Source organism: Kocuria palustris (assembly GCF_016907795.1).
Taxonomy (GTDB): domain Bacteria; phylum Actinomycetota; class Actinomycetes; order Actinomycetales; family Micrococcaceae; genus Kocuria; species Kocuria palustris.
On the sequence record NZ_JAFBCR010000001.1, the window covers coordinates 670,805 to 691,851 of the forward strand.

Genomic DNA, 21,047 nt, shown 5'->3' on the forward strand with positions numbered 1-21,047 from the left:
AAGCGGGATCAGGCCGCGTCGGAGCGCGGAGCGGAAGTGTCCGCGGGCAGGTTCTTCTTGGCGATCTCGACGAGCGCGTTGAACGCGGGGGCGTCGTTGACGGCCAGCTCGGCCAGCATGCGGCGGTCGACCTCGACCTCAGCGGCCTTCAGGCCCTGGATGAAGCGGTTGTAGGTCAGGCCCTGAGCGCGAGCGGCGGCGTTGATGCGCTGGATCCACAGCCGGCGGAAGTCGCCCTTGCGGGTGCGGCGGTGATCGTAGTTGTAGGTGTACGAGTGGAGGACCTGCTCCTTGGCCTTGCGGTACAGGCGCGAGCGCTGTCCGCGGTAGCCGGAGGCCATCTCCAGGGTCGTACGACGCTTCTTGTGGGCGTTGAGCGCCCTCTTCACACGTGCCACGTGTGTGCTCCTTCGGTGCGGGAGCGACTCGTCTCGGTCCTGGCCGGGGGTCGCTCGGTGTTCAGGGGTGCTGCGGCGAGACCGTCAGCGGATGTTCTGCGAGGTGCTTCGGCTCAGCGGCCGAGCATCTTCTTCACGACCTTGGCATCGCCCGGGGCCACGATCTTGTCGCCGGCGAGGCGGCGGGTCAGGCGCGAGGACTTGTGCTCGAGGTAGTGGCGGCGGTTGGCCTGCTGGCGCTTGACCTTGCCCGAACCCGTGATCTTGAAGCGCTTCTTGGCACCCGAGTGGGTCTTCATCTTCGGCATGGTGGGCCGTCTCCTTGCTGTCGGTCTCACCGCTGTCGCGGTGCGCCGCCTCTGGGGCGGCCTGGTCTGGGTCATCGGCTGGGTGAGCCGACGACTCCGCGGTCACCGACCTGGTCCCGTCCTGCGGAACCGGGTCGAAGCTTTCATGTCAGGGCAGCGGGGTCACTGCCCCGGCTTGGGTCCGCCCGGCTTGGGCGCTCCACCCGGCTTGGGTCCGCCGCCCGGCTTGGGCGCCGTTCCCGGCTTGGGTGCGGGCCTGGGCGTCGATCCGGGGGTCGGGGCGCCCGACGGGCGCGGTGCCGAGGGTCGGCCCGGGCCGCCGGCCGGACGGGGCGAACCGCCCTGCCCGGAGCCCTGCGAGCTCGAGGCCGGACGCGGGGTCCCGGAGGTCGAGCGCGGGGGCCTGGACGAATCCGAGCCGGTGCGCGGACCCGACGAGGACGGACGACCGCCGCTGGGGCGCGAGGCGCCACCGGAGTCCGGGCGGCCCGACGAGGGCCGACCCGAGCCGCCGGAGGGACGGCCGCCGCGATCGGATCCGCGATCCGAGCCGCCGCGATCGTTCGAGCGGGGCCCGCCCTGGCGACCGCGACCGCCGCCGCGGGGCTCGCGCTTGTCCTCCTTGGGCAGCACGACGGGCGGCTGATCCTCGGAGACCTTCAGCGGCGGGGCGCCCTCGGGCACCTCGAACTTGGCCGAAGCCAGCGCGCGCAGCTCCTCGGGGATCGACTCCCCGATCGAGCTGCCGCCCACGGGCAGCGGGTTCTCGGCATCGCCGGTGGCCGGAGCGCCGGACTCACGAGCATCGCGCTCGCGATCGCGACGGGAGGACTTCACCTTCGAGGGAAGACGGCTCTCCTGATCGGACTCCGCCTCCTTGGCGCGGCGGGCAGCCGACTTGGCCTCGGACTTGGTCTTCAGCGGACCGAGGACCATGACCATGTTGCGGCCGTCCTGGCGCGGGCTGGACTCGACCTGGCCGAACTCCTCCAGGTCCTCGGCCAGCTTGCCGAGCAGGCGCACGCCCATCTCCGGACGCGACTGCTCGCGGCCGCGGAACTGGATCATGGCCTTGACCTTGTCGCCCTCGGTCAGGAAGCGCTTGGCGTGCCCGACCTTGGTCTCGTAGTCGTGGTCATCGATCTTCAGGCGGAACCGAACCTCCTTGAGGCTCGTGTTCGACTGGTTCTTGCGCGACTCGCGCGCCTTCACCGCCGCCTCGTACTTGTACTTGCCGAAGTCCATCAGCTTGGCGACGGGCGGCTTGGCGGTGGGGGCGACCTCAACCAGATCCAAATCGGATTCACGGGCCAGTCGCATGGCGTCCTCGACGCGGACGATGCCGACCTGCTCGCCCGCCGGCCCGACAAGGCGGACCTCGGGGACGCGAATCTTCTCATTGATGCGTGGATCGCTGATGCTCTGCTCCTGAGATAGTCGTGCCGGTCTGATCCGGCGATCTGCGGCGACGGCCCCCGAACTGTGCTCGAGCTCCGCGCCCTGGTGCGGATGGCAACGAAAAAGCCTCCGCTGCCCAGGGCAAGCGGAGGCCGAGGCATCCGGATCGGCAACCACCGACCCCCCGCACGAACGGGGACGCCGTCAGCATCTCTGCTGGCACGGCGCGGACGCTGCTGCGTCGTCTTGACCCGGAGACCCTGTCGATCCTGAGATCGCGGTCAGCGCGGGTGGGAGTCACCTCCGCTTGCACACTGCCGAACATCATACACGAAAGCTTCTCCCCGGGACAGGATGACGCTGCGGCGGGCAGGATCCGGCCACGCGCGACATCCGGTGCCGAGGAATCGACGGATCGCCCAGGACGCCGATGCGTACACCGACCCTGCCTCGGCGCACACCCCGGCCGCATGACCGGTGCTGCTGCAACAGCGAGCCGACACCGCAGCCTCCACGCTGCCCCGAGGTCCGCCTCGACGGCCTCGGAAGCGTGACGTCGATCCAGCCGAACCCATCGAGTGGCCCGCTGAAGTGCGTCTGAGATCGTGGGCGACTCGAGTGGCCTCGCAGCGTGCGCACGGAGGCCGACGAGCACACCACGAGGCCCCTCGATGGGGACGGGAACACCACGAGGCCCCTCGACGGGTCCATGTACATCCCAAGCCCGCTCGTCGGGACAGGACCACCGTCAAGCCAGTCGTCGGAATGGATGCACCGCGAGACCACGCGATCGGACGGGGATCGCCACGAAGCCACTCATCGGGACGGCGCGCACTGCCAGACCACTCGCGACCGGGACCACAGAACTCCTCGCCGGGGCATGGAGCATCACGAGGCGGCTCGAGGACGGCGTCGAGGATGCGGGCGTCCCGTGAGGGGCCGATTGCTCACCCCACCTCGATCCAGTGGCCGAGTCGTCACCGGTTCAGCGCGGAAGCAGTGACGATCCGGCCAGTCGATGGCGGAACCGCTCGGACGGGGCTCGTGCGGGCAGGGGCAGGGGCCCGGGCCGGCTGAGCAAGCGTCGCCGACGTGATCGCCCGCAGCACCTAGGCTGGGGCCATGACTTCTCAGAGCACCTTCCGCTTCGACGGCGCCTCGGACGACGACGCCCGGGCCGCAGCGCAGCAGCCCGCCCAGGATTCCGCGCAGCCCGAGCATGCCGATCACGACCATGCCCAGGCGCCGCACGAGGGCAGCCCGCTGAGCCAGGAAGCCCTGGACGCCGTCACCCAGCAGGTCCGCGACATCGCCGAGGTCCCCGCGATCGAGGTCATCACGACGTCTGCGGTGCACCTCATGTCCGCCGCCGCCGTGAAGTGCGGCCTGGCCGAGGGCCCGGATGCCGAGGCGCTCAAGGACCTCGACGAGGCCCGCAAGCTGATCACGGCGCTGGCCGGCTTCGTCACCGCCGCAGCGCCGGAGATCGGCTCGCAGCACGCGGGCCCGCTGCGCGACGGCCTGCGCACGCTGCAGCTGGCCTTCCGCGAGGCGTCGACCTACCCGGACAAGCCCGGTCAGGGCCCCGGCGAGAAGTTCACGGGCCCCGTCTTCTCCTGAGCTGACCCGCCGGCTTCCTCAGATCTCGAGCGCCTCCAGGGCCACCTCGAGGCTGTCGACCTCCTCGGCCACCACGGTGTGCCGGGCGAGCCTGTCCTGGAAGGCCCGGACCAGACCGTCGAGCTGCCCCTGGTCCAGTCCCGGCAGCAGCTCGAGCACGGCGGTCAGCTCCGGGCCCTCGCCCCCGCCGGGCAGCGATGCTCCGCCGTCGAGCGGGGTGTCCGCGCCGCGGCCCCGCCGCACGTGGGCCCCGGCCACACCGGGCAGTCCCAGGGCGGCATCGAGCACGGCCCGGGAGACCTCCGGCGAGTCGTAGCTCGGCGTCCACTCGATCCCCTGGGCGATCGCCCACAGCGCCGGGCGGCGCACCACGAAGGGCGCTTCCGAGCCGGGATTCAGCACGAGCATCTGGGCGCCGTCCTGGACGGCAGCCAGAGCGGCCCGCCGCGCATCGGCGGCCACCGGCCGCGCCTGGCGGTGCCACTGCGTGACCTCGACGTCCGAGCCGAAGACCGGCTGAACACTGCGACCGCTGCGAGAGGACAGCCGCACCAGCGCCATGTCCGCTTCCTTGTCGGCCACCAGCCCCTCGTCGGTGACGGTGCTGGCGGAGACCTCGGCGACCACCGGCACGAAGACCCGGGCGGCTGCGAGCGCGGCGACGACCTCCGCCTCATCGGCTTCTCCCCGCGAGCGCGCCGCCAGGGCCGACTCCAGCGCGGCGTCGACTGCGCCGCTGTCGCCCGGGAAGAGATGACCGTGACCGTGCTCCAGGTCGCGGCCCTGCCACGGCTGTCCCCCGGTGTCGGTCTGCCCGCCTGCCGAGCGCAGCTGCGCCTGGATGTGCGAGGGAAGCTCGCGCGCGGGCCCTCGCGGAGTCTGAGGGTCGTCGTTCGGCCGAGCACTGCTCACGGGCTCAGACCTCCGGGCGTCCCGCGACATCCAGGGCCTGCTCGAGCGTGAAGCGCCCGGCATAGAGGGCCTTGCCCATGATCGCGCCCTCCACACCCGAGCTGACCAGGCGGCGCAGCGCGGCGATGTCCTCGAGCGAAGCGATGCCGCCGGAGGCCACGACGGGCTTGCCCGTGCGCTGCGCGACCTGCTGCAGCAGCTCGACATTCGGGCCCTTCAGCGTGCCGTCCTTGGTGACGTCGGTGACGACGTAGCGGGAGCAGCCGTCGGCCTCGAGGCGCTCGAGCACCTCCCACAGGTCCCCGCCCTCCTGGGTCCAGCCGCGGGCGGCCAGCGTGGTGCCGCGCACGTCCAGGCCCACGGCGATGGCGTCTCCGTGCTCGGCGATGACCCGTCGGGTCCACTCGGGATCCTCGAGCGCGGCAGTGCCCAGATTGATCCGGGCCGGCTCGAGCGACAGCGCGCGCTCGAGGGAGGCGTCGTCGCGGATGCCTCCGGACATCTCGATCTTCAGCGACAGCGACCGGGCCACGCTCGTGAGGACGTCGATGTTGTCCCCGGTGCCGAATGCGGCATCCAGATCGACCAGGTGCAGCCACTCGGCCCCGGCGTCCTGCCAGGCCTGCGCGGCCTCCAGCGGATCGCCGTAGCCGGTCTCGGAACCGGACTCCCCCTGGACGAGGCGCACGGCCTGGCCGTCGCGGACGTCCACCGCGGGCAGCAGCTCGAGGCGCGGGCCGGTCTGCTCGGCATGGTTCGTGTTCTCGGTCATTGCTCTCCTCGATCGAATGCGGATGTCTCGGGGGGGGCGCTCAGCCGCGGCTGCCTGTGTACCAGGCGAAGGCGCCGTAGATGATCAGGGCGGCGGCGATGACCCCCATGATCACGACGGTGTAGCGCGGGAAGCCCTGCTTGTGGAACGAGTAGGTGCCTCCGGCCATGAAGGCTCCCAGCGCCATGACGATGACGGCCCAGCTCATGCGTCGCTCTCCTCCTGACCAGCGGTCTGCGCGTCCCGCGCGGCGAGGGCCGCGTCCAGTCGGCCCGTGCGCGGCAGCGTCTCGAGCCAGTTGCGCAGCAGCTGGAGTCCCGCCTGGCCCGACTTCTCCGGGTGGAACTGCGTGGCGGACAGCGCCCCGTTCTCCACGGCGGCGATGAAGGGGCTTCCGTGGCGCGACCAGGTGACCTGCGGCGGGAGCATGTGCTCGCTGTTCTGCTCGAACTCCCACTTCAGCACGCCGAAGGAGTGCACGAAGTAGAAGCGCTCCTGCTCGATGCCGCGGAAGAGCACGCTGGACGCGGGCGGCTCGACCGTGTTCCAGCCCATGTGCGGGACGATCGGGGCGTCCAGCCGCTCGACCGTGCCCGGCCACTGGCCCAGGCCCTCGGTCTCCGTGCCGTGCTCCACGCCGCGCTCGAACAGGACCTGCAGCCCGACGCAGATGCCCAGGACCGAGCGCCCGCCCATGAGCCGGCGCTCGATCAGACGCACCGCGCCGATCTTGCGCAGGCCCTCGGCCACCGCCTCGTAGGCGCCCACTCCGGGAACCAGCAGGCCGTCGGCGCCGGAGACCAGCTCCGGATCGCTCGTGAGCAGGACGCGGGCACCGGCCTCCTCGAGCGCGCGGACGGCCGAGCGGACGTTGCCGGCACCATAGTCGAGCACGACCACGGACGGCGCCGACGAGGCCGGCTCCTGCGGCAGCAGCTCCCCCACCGTGTGCGGCGCGGGGATCGTGCGGCCCTTGTCGTCGACCGCGTCCTCCGGGCGGCGGATCACAGCGCGCCCTTGGTCGAGGGGATGCCGGTGACGCGCGGGTCCGGCTCGACGGCGGCGCGCAGCGCACGGGCCAGTGCCTTGAACTGGGCCTCGACGATGTGATGCGGATCCCGCCCGCGCACCAGCTCCATGTGCAGGCAGATCCCGGCGTGATGAGTCAGCGACTCGAAGACGTGCTGGGTCATGGAGCCGGTGAAGTGCCCGCCGATCAAGTGGTACTGCTGGCCCTCGGGCTCGCCGACGTGCACGCAGTACGGGCGCCCGGAGACGTCGACGACCGCGTGGGCCAGCGCCTCGTCCAGCGGCACGGAGGCCTCGCCGAAGCGGGCGATCCCGCGCTTGTCGCCGAGGGCGGTGCGCAGGCACTCGCCGATCACGATCGCGGTGTCCTCCACGACGTGGTGGACGTCGATGTGGGTGTCGCCGGTGGCCTGGACCGTCAGGTCGATCAGCGAGTGCTTGGACAGCGCCGTGAGCATGTGGTCGTAGAACGGCACGCTGGTCGAGATGGAGTGCTGGCCGGTGCCGTCCAGGTTCAGCTCGACGCGGATGCTGGATTCCGACGTCACGCGCTCGAGCGAGGCGGTGCGTGCGCCGTCGCTCGCTGCGGTGGTGGGCTGATCGCTCATGATGGGGCCTCCTGCGGCGGGATGGGATTCTGTGCCGGGCCGACGTGCGAGGGCGTCAGCGGCGGGCGGTTCAGCGGTTCGCGGGGTCCTGCTCTGTCTCGGAGTCCCTCGCAGCGGCGGACCGGTCCTCCAGGTGCGCGCGGACGCCGTCGAGGAACGCGGTGGTCTCCTCCTCGGTGCCGGCGGTGACGCGCAGGTGCCCGGGGATGCCGACGTCGCGGATCAGGACGCCTCGATCCAGCAGGTCCTGCCACAGGGCCGGGGCGTCGATGCCGCCGCCGAAGAACACGAAGTTGGAGTCCGATTCCGCCGGGTCCAGCTCCATCCGCTTGAGGTCATCGACGATCCGGTCGCGCTGCATGCGGATGTCGGCGACGTCGGCGAGCAGAGTCGTGCGATGGCGCAGCGCCGCCAGAGCGGTCGCCTGGGTCACCGCGGAGAGGTGATACGGCAGGCGCACCAGACGCACGGCATCGGCGATCTCCGGTGCGGCGGCGAAGTAGCCGATCCGCGCACCGGCCAGGGCGAAGGCCTTGGACATGGTGCGGCTGACGACCAGGCGCGGACGGCCTTCGAGCAGGCGCAGCGCGGTGCGCTCCGGGAAGCGGGAGAACTCGGCATAGGCCTCATCGACCACCACCACGGTGTTCGACTCCTCGCCGGCGCGGTAGACGGCATCGACGACGTCGTCCTCCAGCGCGGTGCCCGTGGGGTTGTTGGGCGAGCACAGCAGCACGATGCTCGGGCGGTGCTCGCGGACCTGTGCGGCGGCCGATTCGGCGCTGAGCGTGAAGTCCTCGGCGCGCACGCCCGGGATGAACTCCGTGTTCGTGCCGGCCGAGAGCAGCGGGTACATGGAGTAGGACGGCACGAAGGCCAGCACACGACGACCGGGGCCGCCGAAGGCCTGCATGAGCTGCTGGAGGATCTCGTTGGAGCCGTTGGCGGCCCAGATGTTGTCCTGGTCCAGGCCGTGGCCCAGGTATTCGGCCAGCTCGCGGCGCAGCTGCGTGAACTCGCGGTCCGGGTAGCGGTTGAGGGTTCCCACGACCCGCGAGACCTCGGCGACGATGGCGTCCTGGACGTCCTGCGGCACCGGATGCGTGTTCTCGTTGGTGTTCAGGGCGATGGGGACGTCGATCTGCGGCGCCCCGTAGGGGGACTTGCCGCGCAGGTCGTGGCGCAGGGGAAGCGAGGCGAGCCGTTCGGCTCGCGTGGCGCCCTCGGTGCTGGGTGTCGCGCTCTGAGAAGTCACCAGGACAGTCTACGAGGCGCGGACGGGGCCTTCAGCATCCGACGGCGGCCGAACCCACCGTCCTCCGGCTCAGGCCGCGGGAACCAGCACCTGCTGGCCCGGGGAGACCTGGGCGGAGTCCAGCTCGTTGAGCTCGACGATCTGCAGGACGACGTCCCGGGTGTCGCGCTGCGGCTCGGCCTGCTGAGCGACCTCCCAGAGGCTCTGACCGGGCTGGACGGTCACGGAGTCGACCCCGGGGCCCTCGGCCGGCTCGGTTCCGGCGGTGACGTGGGAGGGTGCGATCAGCACGACCAGCAGTGCGGCCGCGGCCAGCACGCCGAGCATGGTCGGCAGGCCGATCAGCAGCAGCCGCCCGCGGCGGGTCAGGCGCATGGGCGAGGACGCGGATGGCGCCGGTGCGGAGGCCTCCGGCTCCTTCACGGCGGGCAGGGTCCGAGTCTGCGGTGCAGCTGCGCGACCGCCCGGAATGACGCGCAGAGCCGGACGGCGCCCCTCCGACTCCTTGAGCCGCGCAGCGGGGCGTCGGCGCAGGGCGGGCACGGCGGAGGAGAGCTCCTGCGCGAAGGCGCGGCCCCCGCTGCGCAGGGCGCTGACGAGGGGGATGCTGCCGGTGGAGGACGAGTGCGACAGGACAGCGGTGCTGATCACGGACATGGGATGCACTCCTTCTTGCCGAGGGACGGACGGTGACAGACGGTGCGGGTGGTGGCCGCTCCCGTGTTCGAACCTCTGTCGGATTCGAGACCCGATCCCGGTTCTCGAATACGTGTTCGAACTGCTTGCGACCATTTCTAGCACCTGTGTACGACTCGTGTCGAGACACGATCGAACAGATGTTTGAAGGTGACGTCCGGCTCACGTAGCCTCAGCGGGAGGACTGTGCAGGTCGGAGGCCCTTGGCGGGGCCTCGAGGACGAGTCAACGCAACCGCTCAGACACCACAAGGCGGCCACGGCGCGGCGCGAGCGCGTCGCCGCGGCCCAGCACGCAGCGCACCCGGCGATCCGGAGGCGCCCATCGACGGAAGACGAGGACGGACATGGCAGCCAGCGGCACCGGTCGCACGCAGCGCGGCTCAGGCGGCACGGCCCGGGCGACGGGCTCCGAGTCCTCCCGGCGCAAGGGCCTGACCCCGCGGCAGCGCACGATCCTGGAGGTCATCCAGCGCGCCGTCGCCGCCCACGGCTATCCCCCGTCCATGCGCGAGATCGGCGACCTGGTGGGCCTGAAGTCCCTGTCGAGCGTGACCCACCAGCTCAATCAGCTCGAGCGGCAGGGCTACCTGCGCCGCGACCCCAAGCGCCCGCGCGCCCTCGAGGTCCTGGTGCCCCTGCATCTGCTCGGCGATCCCGAGGCGGAGGCCGCCTCCGCCGTCGCCGAGGCTCCGGCCGCTTCGGAGGCGCCGGAGCTGGACGACGACCTGCCGTCGATCGGCTCCGCGGACGTCTCGTTCGTGCCGCTCGTCGGCAGGATCGCCGCCGGCACCCCGATCACCGCCGAGCAGCAGGTCGAGGACCGCATGGCCCTGCCGCGCCAGCTCACCGGCCACGGCGAGCTGTTCATGCTGCGGGTCTCCGGCGACTCCATGATCGATGCCGCCATCTGCGACGGCGACTGGGTCGTGGTGCGCGCTCAGGCCACCGCCGAGAACGGGGAGATCGTGGCGGCCCTGCTGGACGACGAGGCCACGGTGAAGACCTTCCGCCAGCGCGACGGACACACCTGGCTGCTTCCGCAGAACTCGCAGTACGAGCCGATCTTGGGCGATCACGCCACGGTGATGGGCAAGGTCGTCTCGGTCCTGCGCAGCCTCTGAACACGCAGATCACCGCCATGACGAGCGGCTGAGGACGGATCCGTCCTCAGCCGCTCGTCGCTCATCCCCTGCCGGTCACAGCAGCCCGATCCACTGCCAGTACGTGGCCGAGAACAGCAGGATGAGCAGATAGCCGGCGATCGTCAGTGGGATGCCGGTGCGCAGGAACTGCTGCGTGGTGAACGCGCCCGTGCCGTAGGCGAGCATGTTCTGCGGGGCGGAGATCGGCAGCAGGAATCCGAAGCAGATCAGGAACTGCATGATCAGCACGAAGCCCACGCCCTCGCCGGGCAGGTCCGGGATCGACACGGCCAGGGCGATGAACACCGGGATCAGCGCGCTCGACATGGAGGTGGCCGAGGCGAATCCCAGGTGGATCAGGATCGTGAACGCGCCGACGATCGCGATGATCGCGAGCACCGGCAGACCCGTGATCCCGAGCCCGTCGAACACGGCCGCCGACAGCCATGCCGCTGCCCCGGTCTCCAGCAGCACGGATCCCAGCGAGATGCCGACCGCGAAGACCACGAGCGTCCCCCAGCTCACGAGCTCCTCCACGGTCTTCCAGGAGTAGACCCCGATGCGCGGCAGCAGCATGACGCCGATGGCGCACAGTGTCACGGTGGTGGCGTCGATGTCGTGCAGCGAGCCCTGGGTGGACCAGAAGGCCAGCAGGATGACGGCCACAGCCGCCAGGCGCTTTTCCGCCCCGGTCATGGGCCCGAGCTCCGTCAGGGACTTCTGGACGATCTCGCGGCCGCCCTCCAGACGGTCGATCTCGGGCTTGATGGTGGCCCGCATCACGAAGTAGAGCACCACGGACATCACCGCAGCCCAGGGAGCGCCGGCGGCGAACCACTGCGGCCAGGAGATCGTGGCCCCCATGGATTCCTGGATGAATCCGACGGCCACGAGGTTCTGGGCTGCGGCGGTCTGCACGCCGATGTTCCAGATCGAGATCGACTGCGCCGCGGTGATGACCATGAGCGCGCCCAGCCGGGACTCGGTCGGCAGCCCGAAGGCCGCGACCATGCCGATGAGGATCGGGACCACGGCCCCGGCCCGAGCGGTCGCCGACGGGACGAAGAAGGCCAGGACGATCGAGATGATGATCGCTCCGATGAGGATGCGGCTGGTCTTCTCCCCCGCGTGCTTCATCACCACGAGCGCGATGCGCTTGTGCAGCCCGGTGGCCTGCATGCCCGCAGCCAGCGCCAGCGCCGCCGCCACGAGCGCCACCGCCGAGGAGCCGAAGCCGGCGAGGGCATAGCCCAGGGCATCGCTGGTCCCCAGCGCCTCCCCCGAGCCGTCAGGTGCCGGCGAGGCCCCCAGCAGCAGGGCCATGATCCCGATGATCATCACCGAGCTCACGGGGTACGACACGGCCTCGGTGACCCAGAGGATCACCGCGAAGGCCAGGATGCCCAGGGCCCGCTGGCCGGAGACGCTCAGCCCGTCCGGGGTCGGCATCAGCACGACGACGGCCAGCACGATGATCGCCAGCCCCAGCCACACCGGGCGCATGCTCAGGTGGGCCTTGCGGGAATGCGGTCCGCGGGACTTCTCGGAGCGCAGCTCGGCGGTGGCGCGCTCCTCCGAGCGGGCCTCCTGCCCTGCCTTGGCCCGTCGACGCGCCGCCGTCCGCAGCCGGGACGGATTCCCCCCGTCCCCGCGAGATCTTCCCGCTGCGTCCGCGCCGCTGCGCGCATCGGCCATGATGAGCTCCTTCTTCGTCGATAGAGCGGACTCTTCTGATATCCAGAGTCACATGGATCGAAACGCAGTAGGTATGGATTGCGCGCGGTTGCCCCGGCCGGTTCAGTCCTGGCCGTGCAGCCGCTGCAGCGCCGAGTGGACGGTCTTCCGGTCGGTCGTCGTCCACAGCGGAGGCAGGCTGGCGCGCAGGAACCCGCCGTAGCGCGCCGTGGCGATCCGCGAGTCCAGCACCGCCACCACGCCGCGATCGCTCGTGGAGCGGATCAGTCGACCCGCTCCCTGGGCCAGGCGCACAGCGGCGTGTGTGGCCGAGATCGCCATGAACCCGTTGCCTCCGCTGTCGGCGACCGCGCGGGTGCGCGCCGTGGACAGCGGATCATCCGGGCGCGGGAACGGGATGCGGTCGATCAGCACCAGACGGCAGGAGTCGCCGGGCACGTCGACTCCCTGCCACAGCCCCATGGTCCCGAACAGCGACGTGTCCGGCTCCTCGGCGAACTGGGAGACGAGCGCGCTGAGCGTGGACTCGCCCTGGCACAGGATCGACAGGCCGGTTCGCTCGCGCATCACCTCCGCGGCCTCCTCCGCCGCTCGGCGCGAGGAGAACAGCCCGAGGGCTCCCCCGCCGGAGGCTTCGAGCAGATCCTGGATCTCCTGCAGCATCCCGTCGGAGAGCTGACGCCCGGGCTTGTCCAGGTGCTTCGCCATGTAGAGGATGCCCTGGCGCGGGTAGTCGAAGGGGCTGCCGACGTCGATGCCGTCCCACTTCGGTGCACCGGAGCCCTTGAGTCCCAGATCGCCGGCCACGGCGTCGAAGGACTCACCCACCGTCAGGGTAGCCGAGGTCAGCACGACCGTGCGGCCCTCGAACAGGCCCTCGCGCAGGCGCCCGCCCACGTTCAGCGGCGCGATGCTGAGGGTCGCCGGATCGGAGTCATCGGCCGGGACGTAGCCGCGGCCGGGCTCCCAGCCGCCCTGGCGCGACAGCCACATCACCTCGCGCGCCTCGTGCGCGCCGAGCAGCCGCTCCGCGAGCTCGAGGGTCTCGCTCAGCCGCGATCGCGTCATCTGCCGGCCGCCGTCGGTGTCGCGCCCGCCGTCCTTGGACTCGGGCTTGGTCTCCGACAGCGCGGTGCGTGCGGCCTCGCGGATGCGGGCGACGGCCGCCGACATCGGCTCGGTCAGCCCCCTGGCCAGCAGCTCGGCCGGCACGCCTTCGAGGGCCTTCTCGAGATCATCCGCCCCGGAGGCCAGCTCCTCGTGCTTGGCGGTGGTGTGCTTGCGCACGGAGGCGGCCACCGAGCGCACCGTGGCCGCGGACATGGCTCCAGAGACGGCTCCCGTCACCCGGTCCCGCAACTCGTGGGCCTCGTCGACCACCACGACGTCGTGCTCGGGCAGGACCTGGATGGATTCGAAGGCGTTGATCGCCAGCAGGGCGTGATTGGTGATGATGATGTCGGCCTCGGCCGCCCGGGCCTTGGCGAGCTCGGCGAAGCAGCTCTCCACGAGCGGGCAGCTGCGGCCCAGGCACTCGCGCGCGGAGACGGAGACCTGCCGCCAGGCGGCGTCGGTGACGCCCGGGGTGACGTCGTCCCGGTCGCCGGTATCGGTGACCTCCGCCCATTCGCGCAGGCGCTTGACCTCCAGCCCTAGCCGTCCGGCGCGGGAGCTCGATGCGGCCGGGGGATGCGGGCCGTCGTCGGGCATGGCGAACAGGGCGCCGCCTTCGTCCTCGGGATAGCCGCCCTCGATCTTGTGCAGGCAGGCGTAGTTGCTGCGGCCCTTGAGCAGCGCGACCTCGAGGTCCTCCGGCAGCTCCTCCGACAGGACGTCGAGCAGGCGGGGGACGTCTCGGCCGACCACCTGGGACTGCAGCGCGAGCGTGGCGGTGGCGACCACCACGGGGCGCTCGGCCGTGCGCGCGTGCTGGACCAGCGGGGTCAGGTAGGCCAGCGACTTGCCGGTGCCCGTGCCGGCCTGGACCAGCAGGTGGCGGTTCAGCTCGAGGGCCTCGGCGACTTTGCCCGCCATCAGGCGCTGGCCGTCGCGGCGCTGACCCCCCAGGGCCTCGACGGCCGTGTCCAGAAGGTGCAGCGCGTCGGCTCCGCCGGGCAGCGACTCCGGGCGGATGTCCACGACGGGGCGTCCGGAGGCATCCCGGAATCCCGTGCTGGCCCCCTCCACGCTCAGCGCGCCTCGGCGCCGGAGGCGGCCTGCTCAGCGGAGCCGGCGTCTGCTGCGTCCGAGGCCGCGGCGTCCGTGCCGTCGCCGGGCACGCCCTGCCCGAACTGCTGGGCGTCCTGCCACACATAGCGCTGCAGCTCGCCGGCCAGGTCCTCGCGCACCTTCACGAGCAGGTGCGTGCCCTCGCCCAGGTACTCGGTGCGCAGGATCTCGGCGTCCCAGCCGTGCAGCCGCGAGACGATGTCGCCGTCGGTGTACGGGACCAGCAGGTCCAGCACGTGATCGGGGCGCGGGATCGCCTCGGAGATGCGCTGCTTGAGCTCGTCGATGCCCTCGCCCGTGCGGGCCGAGACGACGACGACGTCGCGGTGGGTGTTGCGCATCCGCTGCACCACGAACGGGTCGGCCGCATCGGCCTTGTTCAGCGCGATGATCTCCGGCAGGTCGAGGGCGTCGATATCCGCGAGGACCTCGTGGACCGCGCGGATCTGCCCCTCGGGATCCGGGTGCGAGGCGTCCACGACGTGGACGATCACATCCGAGTCGGCGACCTCCTCGAGGGTCGAGCGGAAGGCCTCGACGAGCTGCGTGGGCAGCGATCGCACGAAGCCGACCGTGTCCGAGAGCGTGTAGCCGATGCCGTCCGGAGTCTCGGCCTTGCGGACCGTGGGATCCAGAGTGGCGAACAGGGCGTTCTCCACGAGCACTCCTGCATCCGTGAGCCGGTTGAGCAGCGAGGACTTGCCCGCGTTCGTGTACCCGGCGATCGCGACCGAGGGCACCGAGTTGCGACGGCGGTTCAGCCTCTTGGCCTCGCGCGAGGGCTTCATGGCGGCGATCTCGCGACGCAGCTTGGCCATGCGTGCGCGGATCCGGCGGCGGTCCATCTCGATCTTGGTCTCACCGGGACCGCGCGAGCCGATGCCCTCGCCGCCCGCGGCGCGACCGCCCGCCTGGCGGGAGAGGCTCTCGCCCCAGCCGCGCAGGCGCGGGAGCATGTACTCGAGCTGGGCCAGCTCGACCTGGGCCTTGCCCTCCTTGGACTTGGCGTGCTGGGCGAAGATGTCCAGGATCAGTCCGGTCCGGTCGATGACCTTGACCTTGACGACGTCCTCCAGGGCGCGGCGCTGCGACGGGGCCAGCTCCTCGTCCACGACGACGGTGTCCGCCCCCGTGGCCGCCACGATGTCCTTGAGCTCCAGGGCCTTGCCCGAGCCCAGATAGGTGGCCGGATCCGGGTTGGTGCGGCGCTGGATGATGCCGTCGAGGACCTCGGAGCCGGCGGTCTCGGCCAGGGCCGCGAGCTCGCGCAGGGAGTTCTCCGCCTCGGAGGCCATGCCGGTGGTCCACAGCCCGGCGAGCACGACCTTCTCCAGGCGCAGCTCGCGGTACTCGACCTCGGTGATGTCCTCGAGCTCGGTGGACAGGTTGGCCACGCGGCGCAGCGACTGCCGCTCGGACAGCTCCATCTGGGCGCCGTCGGCGTCGGTGTGCACGCTCCGGTCCGCGAGCTCGCGGGCGCGTCCGCTCAGGACATCGCGGCGCCCGCCGCCTGCCGGAGCTCCCTCGGCAGCCTCCTGGGAGGTCCCTGCCTCCGAGCCGGAATCGTCGGGGGCGGACCGGTCGTCCCGGTCCCGGCGCTGCTGGGCGCGCGAGAGCACGCGAGCGACGACGTCCTCGAGCTGCTGATCGGTGGGCGTGGTGCCGGTGGGCTCGGCACCGCTGTCGGGGATGTGGGTCATGGATCCTTTTCGTGTGGTCTGACACGCCGTGTGCGGGCTCGGGGAATGAGGCCGCAGAGGCTCGATCAAGGCTACAGCGCAGCACGGACGCGGTTTGTTCCGCAACGGCGCCTGTGCAGCGGATCCGGGGCCGCCGTCGGGAGCGGCCGGGCCGCGAGCCCATCGCCCGGCGACCTACCATGGTCCCCATGTCCGAGACCCCTGGCGCCCACTACTTCACGACTCCGCAGGACGAGGAGCGCCGCTCGCGGATCCGGGTGCAGCTGCGCGGCCGGGAGGTCTCCGTCGAGACCGCCGGCGGGGTGTTCTCCCCCAAGGGCCTGGACAAGGGCACCGCGATCCTGCTCGACGAAGTCCCCGATCCGACGGGCGCCGAGCTGCTGGACCTGGGCTGCGGCTGGGGCCCGGTGGCGATCGCCATGGCTCAGGCTGGACAGCCGGGGGCACGGGTGACGGCCGTGGACGTCAACGACCGTTCCCTGGGTCTGACCCGCGACAACGCGACGGCCCTGGGTCTGACTGGCGTGGAGGCTCTGCGCCCCCAGGACGTCCCCGACGACCGCCGGTTCGACACGATCTGGTCGAACCCGCCGATCCGCATCGGCAAGCAGGCGCTGCACGAGCTGCTGCTGCTGTGGCTGCCGCGCCTGGCCTCCGGCGGCACCGCCTGGCTGGTGGTGCAGAAGAACCTGGGTGCGGACACCCTGCAGTCCTGGCTCGCCACCGCGCTGCCGGAGGCCGCCGAGGGGCCCTGGGAGGTCCGGCGCACGGCGACCGCCAAGGGCTTCCGGATCCTCGCCGTCACCCGGGGCTGATCACTCCAGCCGGCGGCCGCCGCGCCGGAGGACTCCAGCAATACCCCGGGACGCTGCTCGTCGAGCCGTGTCCAGGGCAGATTCGGCCGCCCGTGCAACCCGCTGAGGGCGCCTCAGGCGAAGACGCCGCGCGCCACGATCTCTGCCGGTCCGGCCAGCACCACATGCTCGGCGCCGTCCGGCCCGGGCACGAAGGTCGCCGAGACGATGCCGCCGGGCACCTGGACCAGGTACTCATCGGGTGCCGAGGCCCCCGCCCAGAACCGCGTCGCTGCCGCGGCGGCGCAGGCCCCGGTGCCGCAGGACTGGGTCTCCCCCACCCCGCGCTCGTGGACGCGCATGCGCAGCCGGCCGATGCCGTCGCCCTCGTCGTCGGCCGGGACCACGAACTCCACATTGGTGCCGTCGGGAGGCGTGGGGCTCACCTCCGGCTGGGTCCACAGCTGCAGGTGATCGAGCTTCTCGCCCTCGGCCAGCGCCACCACGGTGTGCGGGTTGCCCATGGTGATCGAGACCCCCGGACGAGGGACCTTCAGGCCCTGGGCCGTCACGACGGCGTCGGAGCCCCGCTCGCGCGCCCGGTCGCCGTCGATGAATCCCCACGGCCCCATGTCCACTGCGAAGCCGTCGGGCGTGGCGGCGACCGTCTTGAGGCCGCCGCGGGTGCCGATGCGCAGCATGGCGCCCTCCCCCAGATCCACCAGTCCCTGCTGCAGCAGCGCCCGGACGAACACGCGCACGCCGTTGCCGCACATCTCGGCGATCGAGCCGTCCCCGTTGCGGTAGTCCATGAACCACTCGGCCGACGGGTCCTGCTCGAGCAGCTCGCGGCCCTCGGGCAGCGCCGAGGAGCGGATGAGGCGGATGAAGCCGTCGCCGCCGATGCCCTGGTGACGGTCGCAGGCCCGTCGGAGCACGTCGTCGCCCAGCAGCAGCTGCCCGTCCGGGTCCACCACGAGCACGAAGTCATTGCCCGTGCCGTGGCCCTTGAGGAACTCCATCCCGCTGAGCTCGCCGAAGACCGACGGGGCCTCCGGCGCGGAAGCGGTCTCGGTGGTGGTCTCGGCAGTCACGGGGTCGTCCTCCTGGGTCGGTGTGCGGGCGTCCACCCCAGCATGCTAGTCCGCGCTGAGGATCCGCTGGGCCTGCTCAACGAGGTCCTCGGCACCGGCCTCGAGCCAGTGCACGCGCTGATCGGCGCGGAACCAGGTGAGCTGGCGTCGGGCGAACTGGCGGGTGGCCACGGTCGTGGCCTCGATGGCCTGTGCGCGATCGGTGCGCCCCAGCACGACGTCGGCGAACTGCGGATAGCCCAGCGCACGACCTGCGGTGGGGCTCTCGAGCAGTCCGAGCGGCAGCAGGCGCGCGACCTCGCCCTCCAGACCGGCCTCGGCCATGGCCTGCACGCGATCGGCCAGGCGCTGATGCAGCACGGCGCGATCGGTGTCCAGACCGATCTGCAGGGCAGGCTGGTGATACGTGCGCGTGGGCATGAACGACGTGAACGGCCGCCCGGTGACCTCCAGGACCTCGAGCGCCCGGATGAGGCGGCGGTCGTCGTGCACGCGCTGGGCGGAGGCAGGATCGGCCTCCTGCAGCCGTCGGCGCAGCGGCCCCTCGCCGTGGTCCTGCAGCTCCTGCATCAGGCGAGCGCGGACCTGCGGGTCGGTGCCGGGGAACTCGATCTCATCGAGCGCGGCGCGCACGTAGAGGCCCGAGCCGCCCACCAGGATCGGCACGCGACGGCGCGAGCGGATGTCCTCGAAGCACTCCCGGGCTGCGCGCTGGAAGCGGGCCACCGAGGCCTCCTGGTGCACGTCCAGGATGTCCAGGAGATGGTGCGGGACCCCCCGGCGCTGAGCCTCCGTGACCTTGGCGGTGCCGATGTCCATGCCCCGGTAGAACTGCATGGAGTCGGCGTTGACGACCTCCCCGTCCAGGCGCTGGGCCAGGGCGATCGCCAGGTCCGACTTGCCGGTCCCCGTGGGCCCGACGATCCCGACGACCGGCAGCTGGCCCGCCGGGACCTGAGGCGCTGCGCTCACGCTCCGCGCACGGGCAGTGACGGCATGCCGAGGCTCACCGCACCGCCCGCGCCGCCGGCGGCACCGCCGCTCGGCGCTGCGCAGGAGGCGGCCTGCTCGCGCTCCCAGGCATCCCCGCCGCGCGAGCGGCGCAGCCGGTACTGGCCGGGCTGCGGATCGGCGATCAGGTGATAGGCGGCCGCCCGGGTCACGGGCACGGTCACGAAGTCACCCGGGCGCGGGGCCTGCTCGCCCTCGGGCACCGAGAAGTGGACCAGGCGCTGGTCGGGTGCGCGCCCCGAGAGGCGATGGGTGGCCTCGGACTTGCGCCCCGTGTCCGCGGTGACCAGCAGCTCGAGGGTGCGGCCCACCAGCTGCTCGTTCTCCTCGGCGGCGATCCGGTCCTGCAGGGCCACCAGGCGCTCGTAGCGGTGCTGGACGACCTCCTTGGGCAGCTGGTCCTCGCGCTCGCCTGCCGGAGTGCCCGGGCGCACGGAGTACTGGAAGGTGAAGGCCGAGGAGAACCGGGAGCGCTCGACGACGTCGAGGGTGTCCTGGAAGTCCTCCTCGGTCTCACCAGGGAATCCCACGATGATGTCGGTGGTGATCGCAGCGTGCGGGATCTGCTCGCGGACCTTCTCCAGGATCCGCAGGAACCTGGCGGAGCGGTAGGACCGGCGCATGTCCTTGAGCACCCGATCCGACCCGGACTGCAGCGGCATGTGCAGCTGCGGCATGACATTGGGGGTCTCGGCCATGGCGTCGATGACGTCGTCGGTGAAGGCGGCCGGATGCGGGGAGGTGAAGCGCACGCGCTCCAGCCCCTCGATCTGCCCGCAGGCGCGCAGCAGCTTGGAGAAGGCCTGGCGGTCGCCGAAGGAGACGCCGTAGGAGTTCACGTTCTGCCCCAGCAGGGTGACCTCGACCGCGCCCTGATCCACGAGCGCCTGGACCTCGGCCAGGATGTCGCCGGGCCGACGGTCCTCCTCCTTGCCGCGCAGCGACGGCACGATGCAGAACGTGCACGTGTTGTTGCAGCCCACCGAGATCGAGACCCAGCCCGCGTAGGCCTGGTCCCGCTTGGTCGGCAGCGCCGACGGGAAGGTCTCCAGCGACTCGAGGATCTCGATCTGCGCGTCCTCGTTGTGCCGAGCGCGCTCGAGCAGGGTCGGCAGGGAGCCGATGTTGTGGGTTCCGAACACGACGTCGACGACCGGTGAGGTCTCCAGGATCCGATCCTGGTCCTTCTGCGCCAGGCATCCGCCCACAGCCACCTGCATGCGCTCGTTGCGCTTCTTGGGTCCCACGAGCTGGGAGAGGTTGCCGTAGAGCTTGTTGTCGGCGTTCTCGCGCACCGCGCAGGTGTTGAACACGATGAGATCCGGCTCGTCCTCCGGCTGGGCGGGGACGTAGCCGGCGGTCTCGAGCATCCCGGAGATCCGCTCGGAGTCGTGGACGTTCATCTGGCAGCCGAAGGTGCGCACCTCATAGGAGCGCGGGGCCTCGAGCACGGGGACCTCGGGGGCGAGCGTGGAGGGGCCGGTCTGGGCGGTATCGAGGCGGGGAGTCACGCGACAAGGATAGTGAGTCGGTCAAATCTCCCGCTCCCCCGCTGCACCCGAGCCGAGGCCCTCCTCCTCAGAGGCTCTCCGGCTCCTCGAGCAGGCCGTCATCGCCGGTGCCGTGGTCGTCCAGCACGCCGCGCACGACCTCGAAGGCCAGCCCTGGGGCGTAGCCCTTGCGCGCCAGGGCGGAGACCATGCGGCGGATGAGCTTCTGCTTGGCCTCGCGATCTGCCAGCTGCGCCTGAAGCGCCGGACCCGACGGCAGCTTGCGGCGCGCGAGCTCCACGGCATCCGCCCGCTCGTCGTCATCGGTGCGCTGGGCGAGGGCCTGCTCGACGAGGTCCCGGTCCACGCCCTTGCGCTGCAGCTCCATGCGCAGGGCCGGGCGGGCCAGCTTGCGGGTCTCCGCCCGCTGCCGGACGTAGGACTGCGCGAACGCCTGATCGTCCACGAGCTCGACCTGCTCGAAGCGATCCAGCACCGCCCGTGCCACGGACTCCGGGATGTCCTTGTCCGCGAGCTTGTCCTCGAGCTGCTGGCGCGACTTGGCCGAGGCGGTGAGCTGGCGCAGCACGATGGCGCGCGCCGTCTCATGCAGCTGCTCCTGCTGCTCAGCGGCCTCCGTGGGATCCGAGGGCATGTCGCGGTCGCTGCGCACGGCACGCCCCATGCGGCGGGCGCGCTGCTGGGCTCTGAGACGGCGGCGGTCGTAGTCCGACTCGCCGAGCTCATTCGCCAGCGTGTCCTGCGGCAGCTGATCGCTGTCCTGCACGGGCAGGTCGTCTGGGTCCACGAGGATCGGCGCTCCTGAGCTTTGTCTCTGGTCTGCAGGGTCTCTGGCCCGTGCGATCTCCGGTCAGCGGGCTGGGGCCTGGCGCA

General features: G+C 71.4%; 20 protein-coding genes. 3 read left to right on the forward strand and 17 right to left on the reverse strand.

What is annotated here, in order from left to right; translation table 11 throughout:
- Window positions 1-8 precede the first annotated feature (8 nt).
- From rplT to infC, 3 genes are all read right to left on the reverse strand, one after another.
- Window positions 9-398 (reverse strand): 50S ribosomal protein L20, encoded by a 390-nt coding sequence (rplT, locus tag JOE55_RS02840; RefSeq protein WP_006214523.1) that lies wholly within the window; start codon window positions 396-398, stop codon window positions 9-11.
- 113 nt (window positions 399-511) lie between these two features.
- Window positions 512-706, reverse strand: a complete 195-nt coding sequence (gene rpmI, locus JOE55_RS02845) for a 50S ribosomal protein L35 (RefSeq protein WP_006214522.1) — start codon at window positions 704-706, stop codon at window positions 512-514.
- 162 nt (window positions 707-868) lie between these two features.
- On the reverse strand, window positions 869-2,281 hold the full coding sequence (gene infC, locus JOE55_RS13270) for a translation initiation factor IF-3 (RefSeq protein WP_024290182.1): 1,413 nt from the start codon (window positions 2,279-2,281) through the stop codon (window positions 869-871).
- 945 nt (window positions 2,282-3,226) lie between these two features.
- Between infC and JOE55_RS02855 the strand changes: the two genes are divergently transcribed.
- The gene (locus JOE55_RS02855; protein WP_006214520.1) at window positions 3,227-3,724 is read left to right on the forward strand and encodes a DUF1844 domain-containing protein; all 498 of its coding nucleotides are present in this window, start codon (window positions 3,227-3,229) and stop codon (window positions 3,722-3,724) included.
- Between the two features lie 18 nt (window positions 3,725-3,742).
- Here JOE55_RS02855 and JOE55_RS02860 read toward each other — a convergent pair whose 3' ends face one another.
- The 7 genes from JOE55_RS02860 to JOE55_RS13005 all read right to left on the reverse strand — a co-directional run bounded on the left by JOE55_RS02860 (window position 3,743) and on the right by JOE55_RS13005 (window position 8,957).
- Window positions 3,743-4,636: an SseB family protein gene (locus JOE55_RS02860; protein ID WP_204781968.1), complete on the reverse strand. Its 894-nt coding sequence runs from the start codon at window positions 4,634-4,636 to the stop codon at window positions 3,743-3,745.
- Between the two features lie 4 nt (window positions 4,637-4,640).
- Window positions 4,641-5,408: a bifunctional 1-(5-phosphoribosyl)-5-((5-phosphoribosylamino)methylideneamino)imidazole-4-carboxamide isomerase/phosphoribosylanthranilate isomerase PriA gene (gene priA / locus JOE55_RS02865; RefSeq protein ID WP_204781969.1), complete on the reverse strand. Its 768-nt coding sequence runs from the start codon at window positions 5,406-5,408 to the stop codon at window positions 4,641-4,643.
- A 40-nt stretch (window positions 5,409-5,448) separates the two neighbouring features.
- Entirely contained in the window at window positions 5,449-5,616 is a 168-nt protein-coding gene (locus JOE55_RS02870) for a DUF945 domain-containing protein (RefSeq protein WP_137803089.1), read from the reverse strand.
- The gene (gene hisH, locus JOE55_RS02875) at window positions 5,613-6,371 is read right to left on the reverse strand and encodes an imidazole glycerol phosphate synthase subunit HisH (RefSeq protein ID WP_204783181.1); all 759 of its coding nucleotides are present in this window, start codon (window positions 6,369-6,371) and stop codon (window positions 5,613-5,615) included. Before hisH ends, JOE55_RS02870 begins: the two co-directional genes overlap by 4 nt.
- Before the next feature lie 41 nt (window positions 6,372-6,412).
- Complete coding sequence (gene hisB / locus JOE55_RS02880) at window positions 6,413-7,045, reverse strand: imidazoleglycerol-phosphate dehydratase HisB (protein ID WP_006214515.1); 633 nt, start codon at window positions 7,043-7,045, stop codon at window positions 6,413-6,415.
- A gap of 70 nt (window positions 7,046-7,115) precedes the next feature.
- The gene (locus JOE55_RS02885; protein ID WP_204781970.1) at window positions 7,116-8,300 is read right to left on the reverse strand and encodes a histidinol-phosphate transaminase; all 1,185 of its coding nucleotides are present in this window, start codon (window positions 8,298-8,300) and stop codon (window positions 7,116-7,118) included.
- 69 nt (window positions 8,301-8,369) lie between these two features.
- Window positions 8,370-8,957, reverse strand: coding sequence for a LysM peptidoglycan-binding domain-containing protein (locus tag JOE55_RS13005; RefSeq protein WP_239546404.1), 588 nt, complete (start codon window positions 8,955-8,957; stop codon window positions 8,370-8,372).
- A 385-nt stretch (window positions 8,958-9,342) separates the two neighbouring features.
- Here JOE55_RS13005 and lexA point away from each other — a divergent pair, with 385 nt between their 5' ends.
- On the forward strand, window positions 9,343-10,119 hold the full coding sequence (lexA, locus tag JOE55_RS02895) for a transcriptional repressor LexA (RefSeq protein WP_235586845.1): 777 nt from the start codon (window positions 9,343-9,345) through the stop codon (window positions 10,117-10,119).
- A gap of 75 nt (window positions 10,120-10,194) precedes the next feature.
- Here the strand turns inward: lexA and JOE55_RS02900 are convergent, their stop codons facing one another.
- The 3 genes from JOE55_RS02900 to hflX form a co-directional block, all read right to left on the reverse strand.
- Complete coding sequence (locus JOE55_RS02900; RefSeq protein ID WP_204781971.1) at window positions 10,195-11,835, reverse strand: DASS family sodium-coupled anion symporter; 1,641 nt, start codon at window positions 11,833-11,835, stop codon at window positions 10,195-10,197.
- 102 nt (window positions 11,836-11,937) lie between these two features.
- The gene (locus JOE55_RS02905) at window positions 11,938-14,022 is read right to left on the reverse strand and encodes an ATP-dependent DNA helicase (RefSeq protein ID WP_338125409.1); all 2,085 of its coding nucleotides are present in this window, start codon (window positions 14,020-14,022) and stop codon (window positions 11,938-11,940) included.
- A 2-nt stretch (window positions 14,023-14,024) separates the two neighbouring features.
- Window positions 14,025-15,764 carry a GTPase HflX gene (gene hflX, locus JOE55_RS02910; protein ID WP_204781972.1) on the reverse strand — a complete coding sequence of 580 codons (1,740 nt, stop codon included), beginning with the start codon at window positions 15,762-15,764 and terminating at the stop codon, window positions 14,025-14,027.
- A 179-nt stretch (window positions 15,765-15,943) separates the two neighbouring features.
- On the opposite strand from hflX, the gene JOE55_RS02915 reads away from it, so the two are divergent.
- A complete protein-coding gene (locus JOE55_RS02915; protein WP_204781973.1) occupies window positions 15,944-16,579 on the forward strand; it encodes a class I SAM-dependent methyltransferase in 636 nt (211 codons plus the stop codon).
- Between the two features lie 113 nt (window positions 16,580-16,692).
- Here the strand turns inward: JOE55_RS02915 and dapF are convergent, their stop codons facing one another.
- From dapF to JOE55_RS02935, 4 genes are all read right to left on the reverse strand, one after another.
- Complete coding sequence (dapF, locus tag JOE55_RS02920) at window positions 16,693-17,580, reverse strand: diaminopimelate epimerase (protein ID WP_204783182.1); 888 nt, start codon at window positions 17,578-17,580, stop codon at window positions 16,693-16,695.
- 117 nt (window positions 17,581-17,697) lie between these two features.
- Window positions 17,698-18,624 (reverse strand): tRNA (adenosine(37)-N6)-dimethylallyltransferase MiaA, encoded by a 927-nt coding sequence (gene miaA, locus JOE55_RS02925; RefSeq protein ID WP_024290172.1) that lies wholly within the window; start codon window positions 18,622-18,624, stop codon window positions 17,698-17,700.
- A complete protein-coding gene (gene miaB, locus JOE55_RS02930; RefSeq protein WP_040560749.1) occupies window positions 18,621-20,114 on the reverse strand; it encodes a tRNA (N6-isopentenyl adenosine(37)-C2)-methylthiotransferase MiaB in 1,494 nt (497 codons plus the stop codon). The genes miaA and miaB overlap by 4 nt, the downstream gene beginning before the upstream one ends.
- A 127-nt stretch (window positions 20,115-20,241) precedes the next feature.
- Window positions 20,242-20,961 (reverse strand): regulatory protein RecX, encoded by a 720-nt coding sequence (locus JOE55_RS02935; RefSeq protein ID WP_338125410.1) that lies wholly within the window; start codon window positions 20,959-20,961, stop codon window positions 20,242-20,244.
- Window positions 20,962-21,047: the final 86 nt, after the last annotated feature.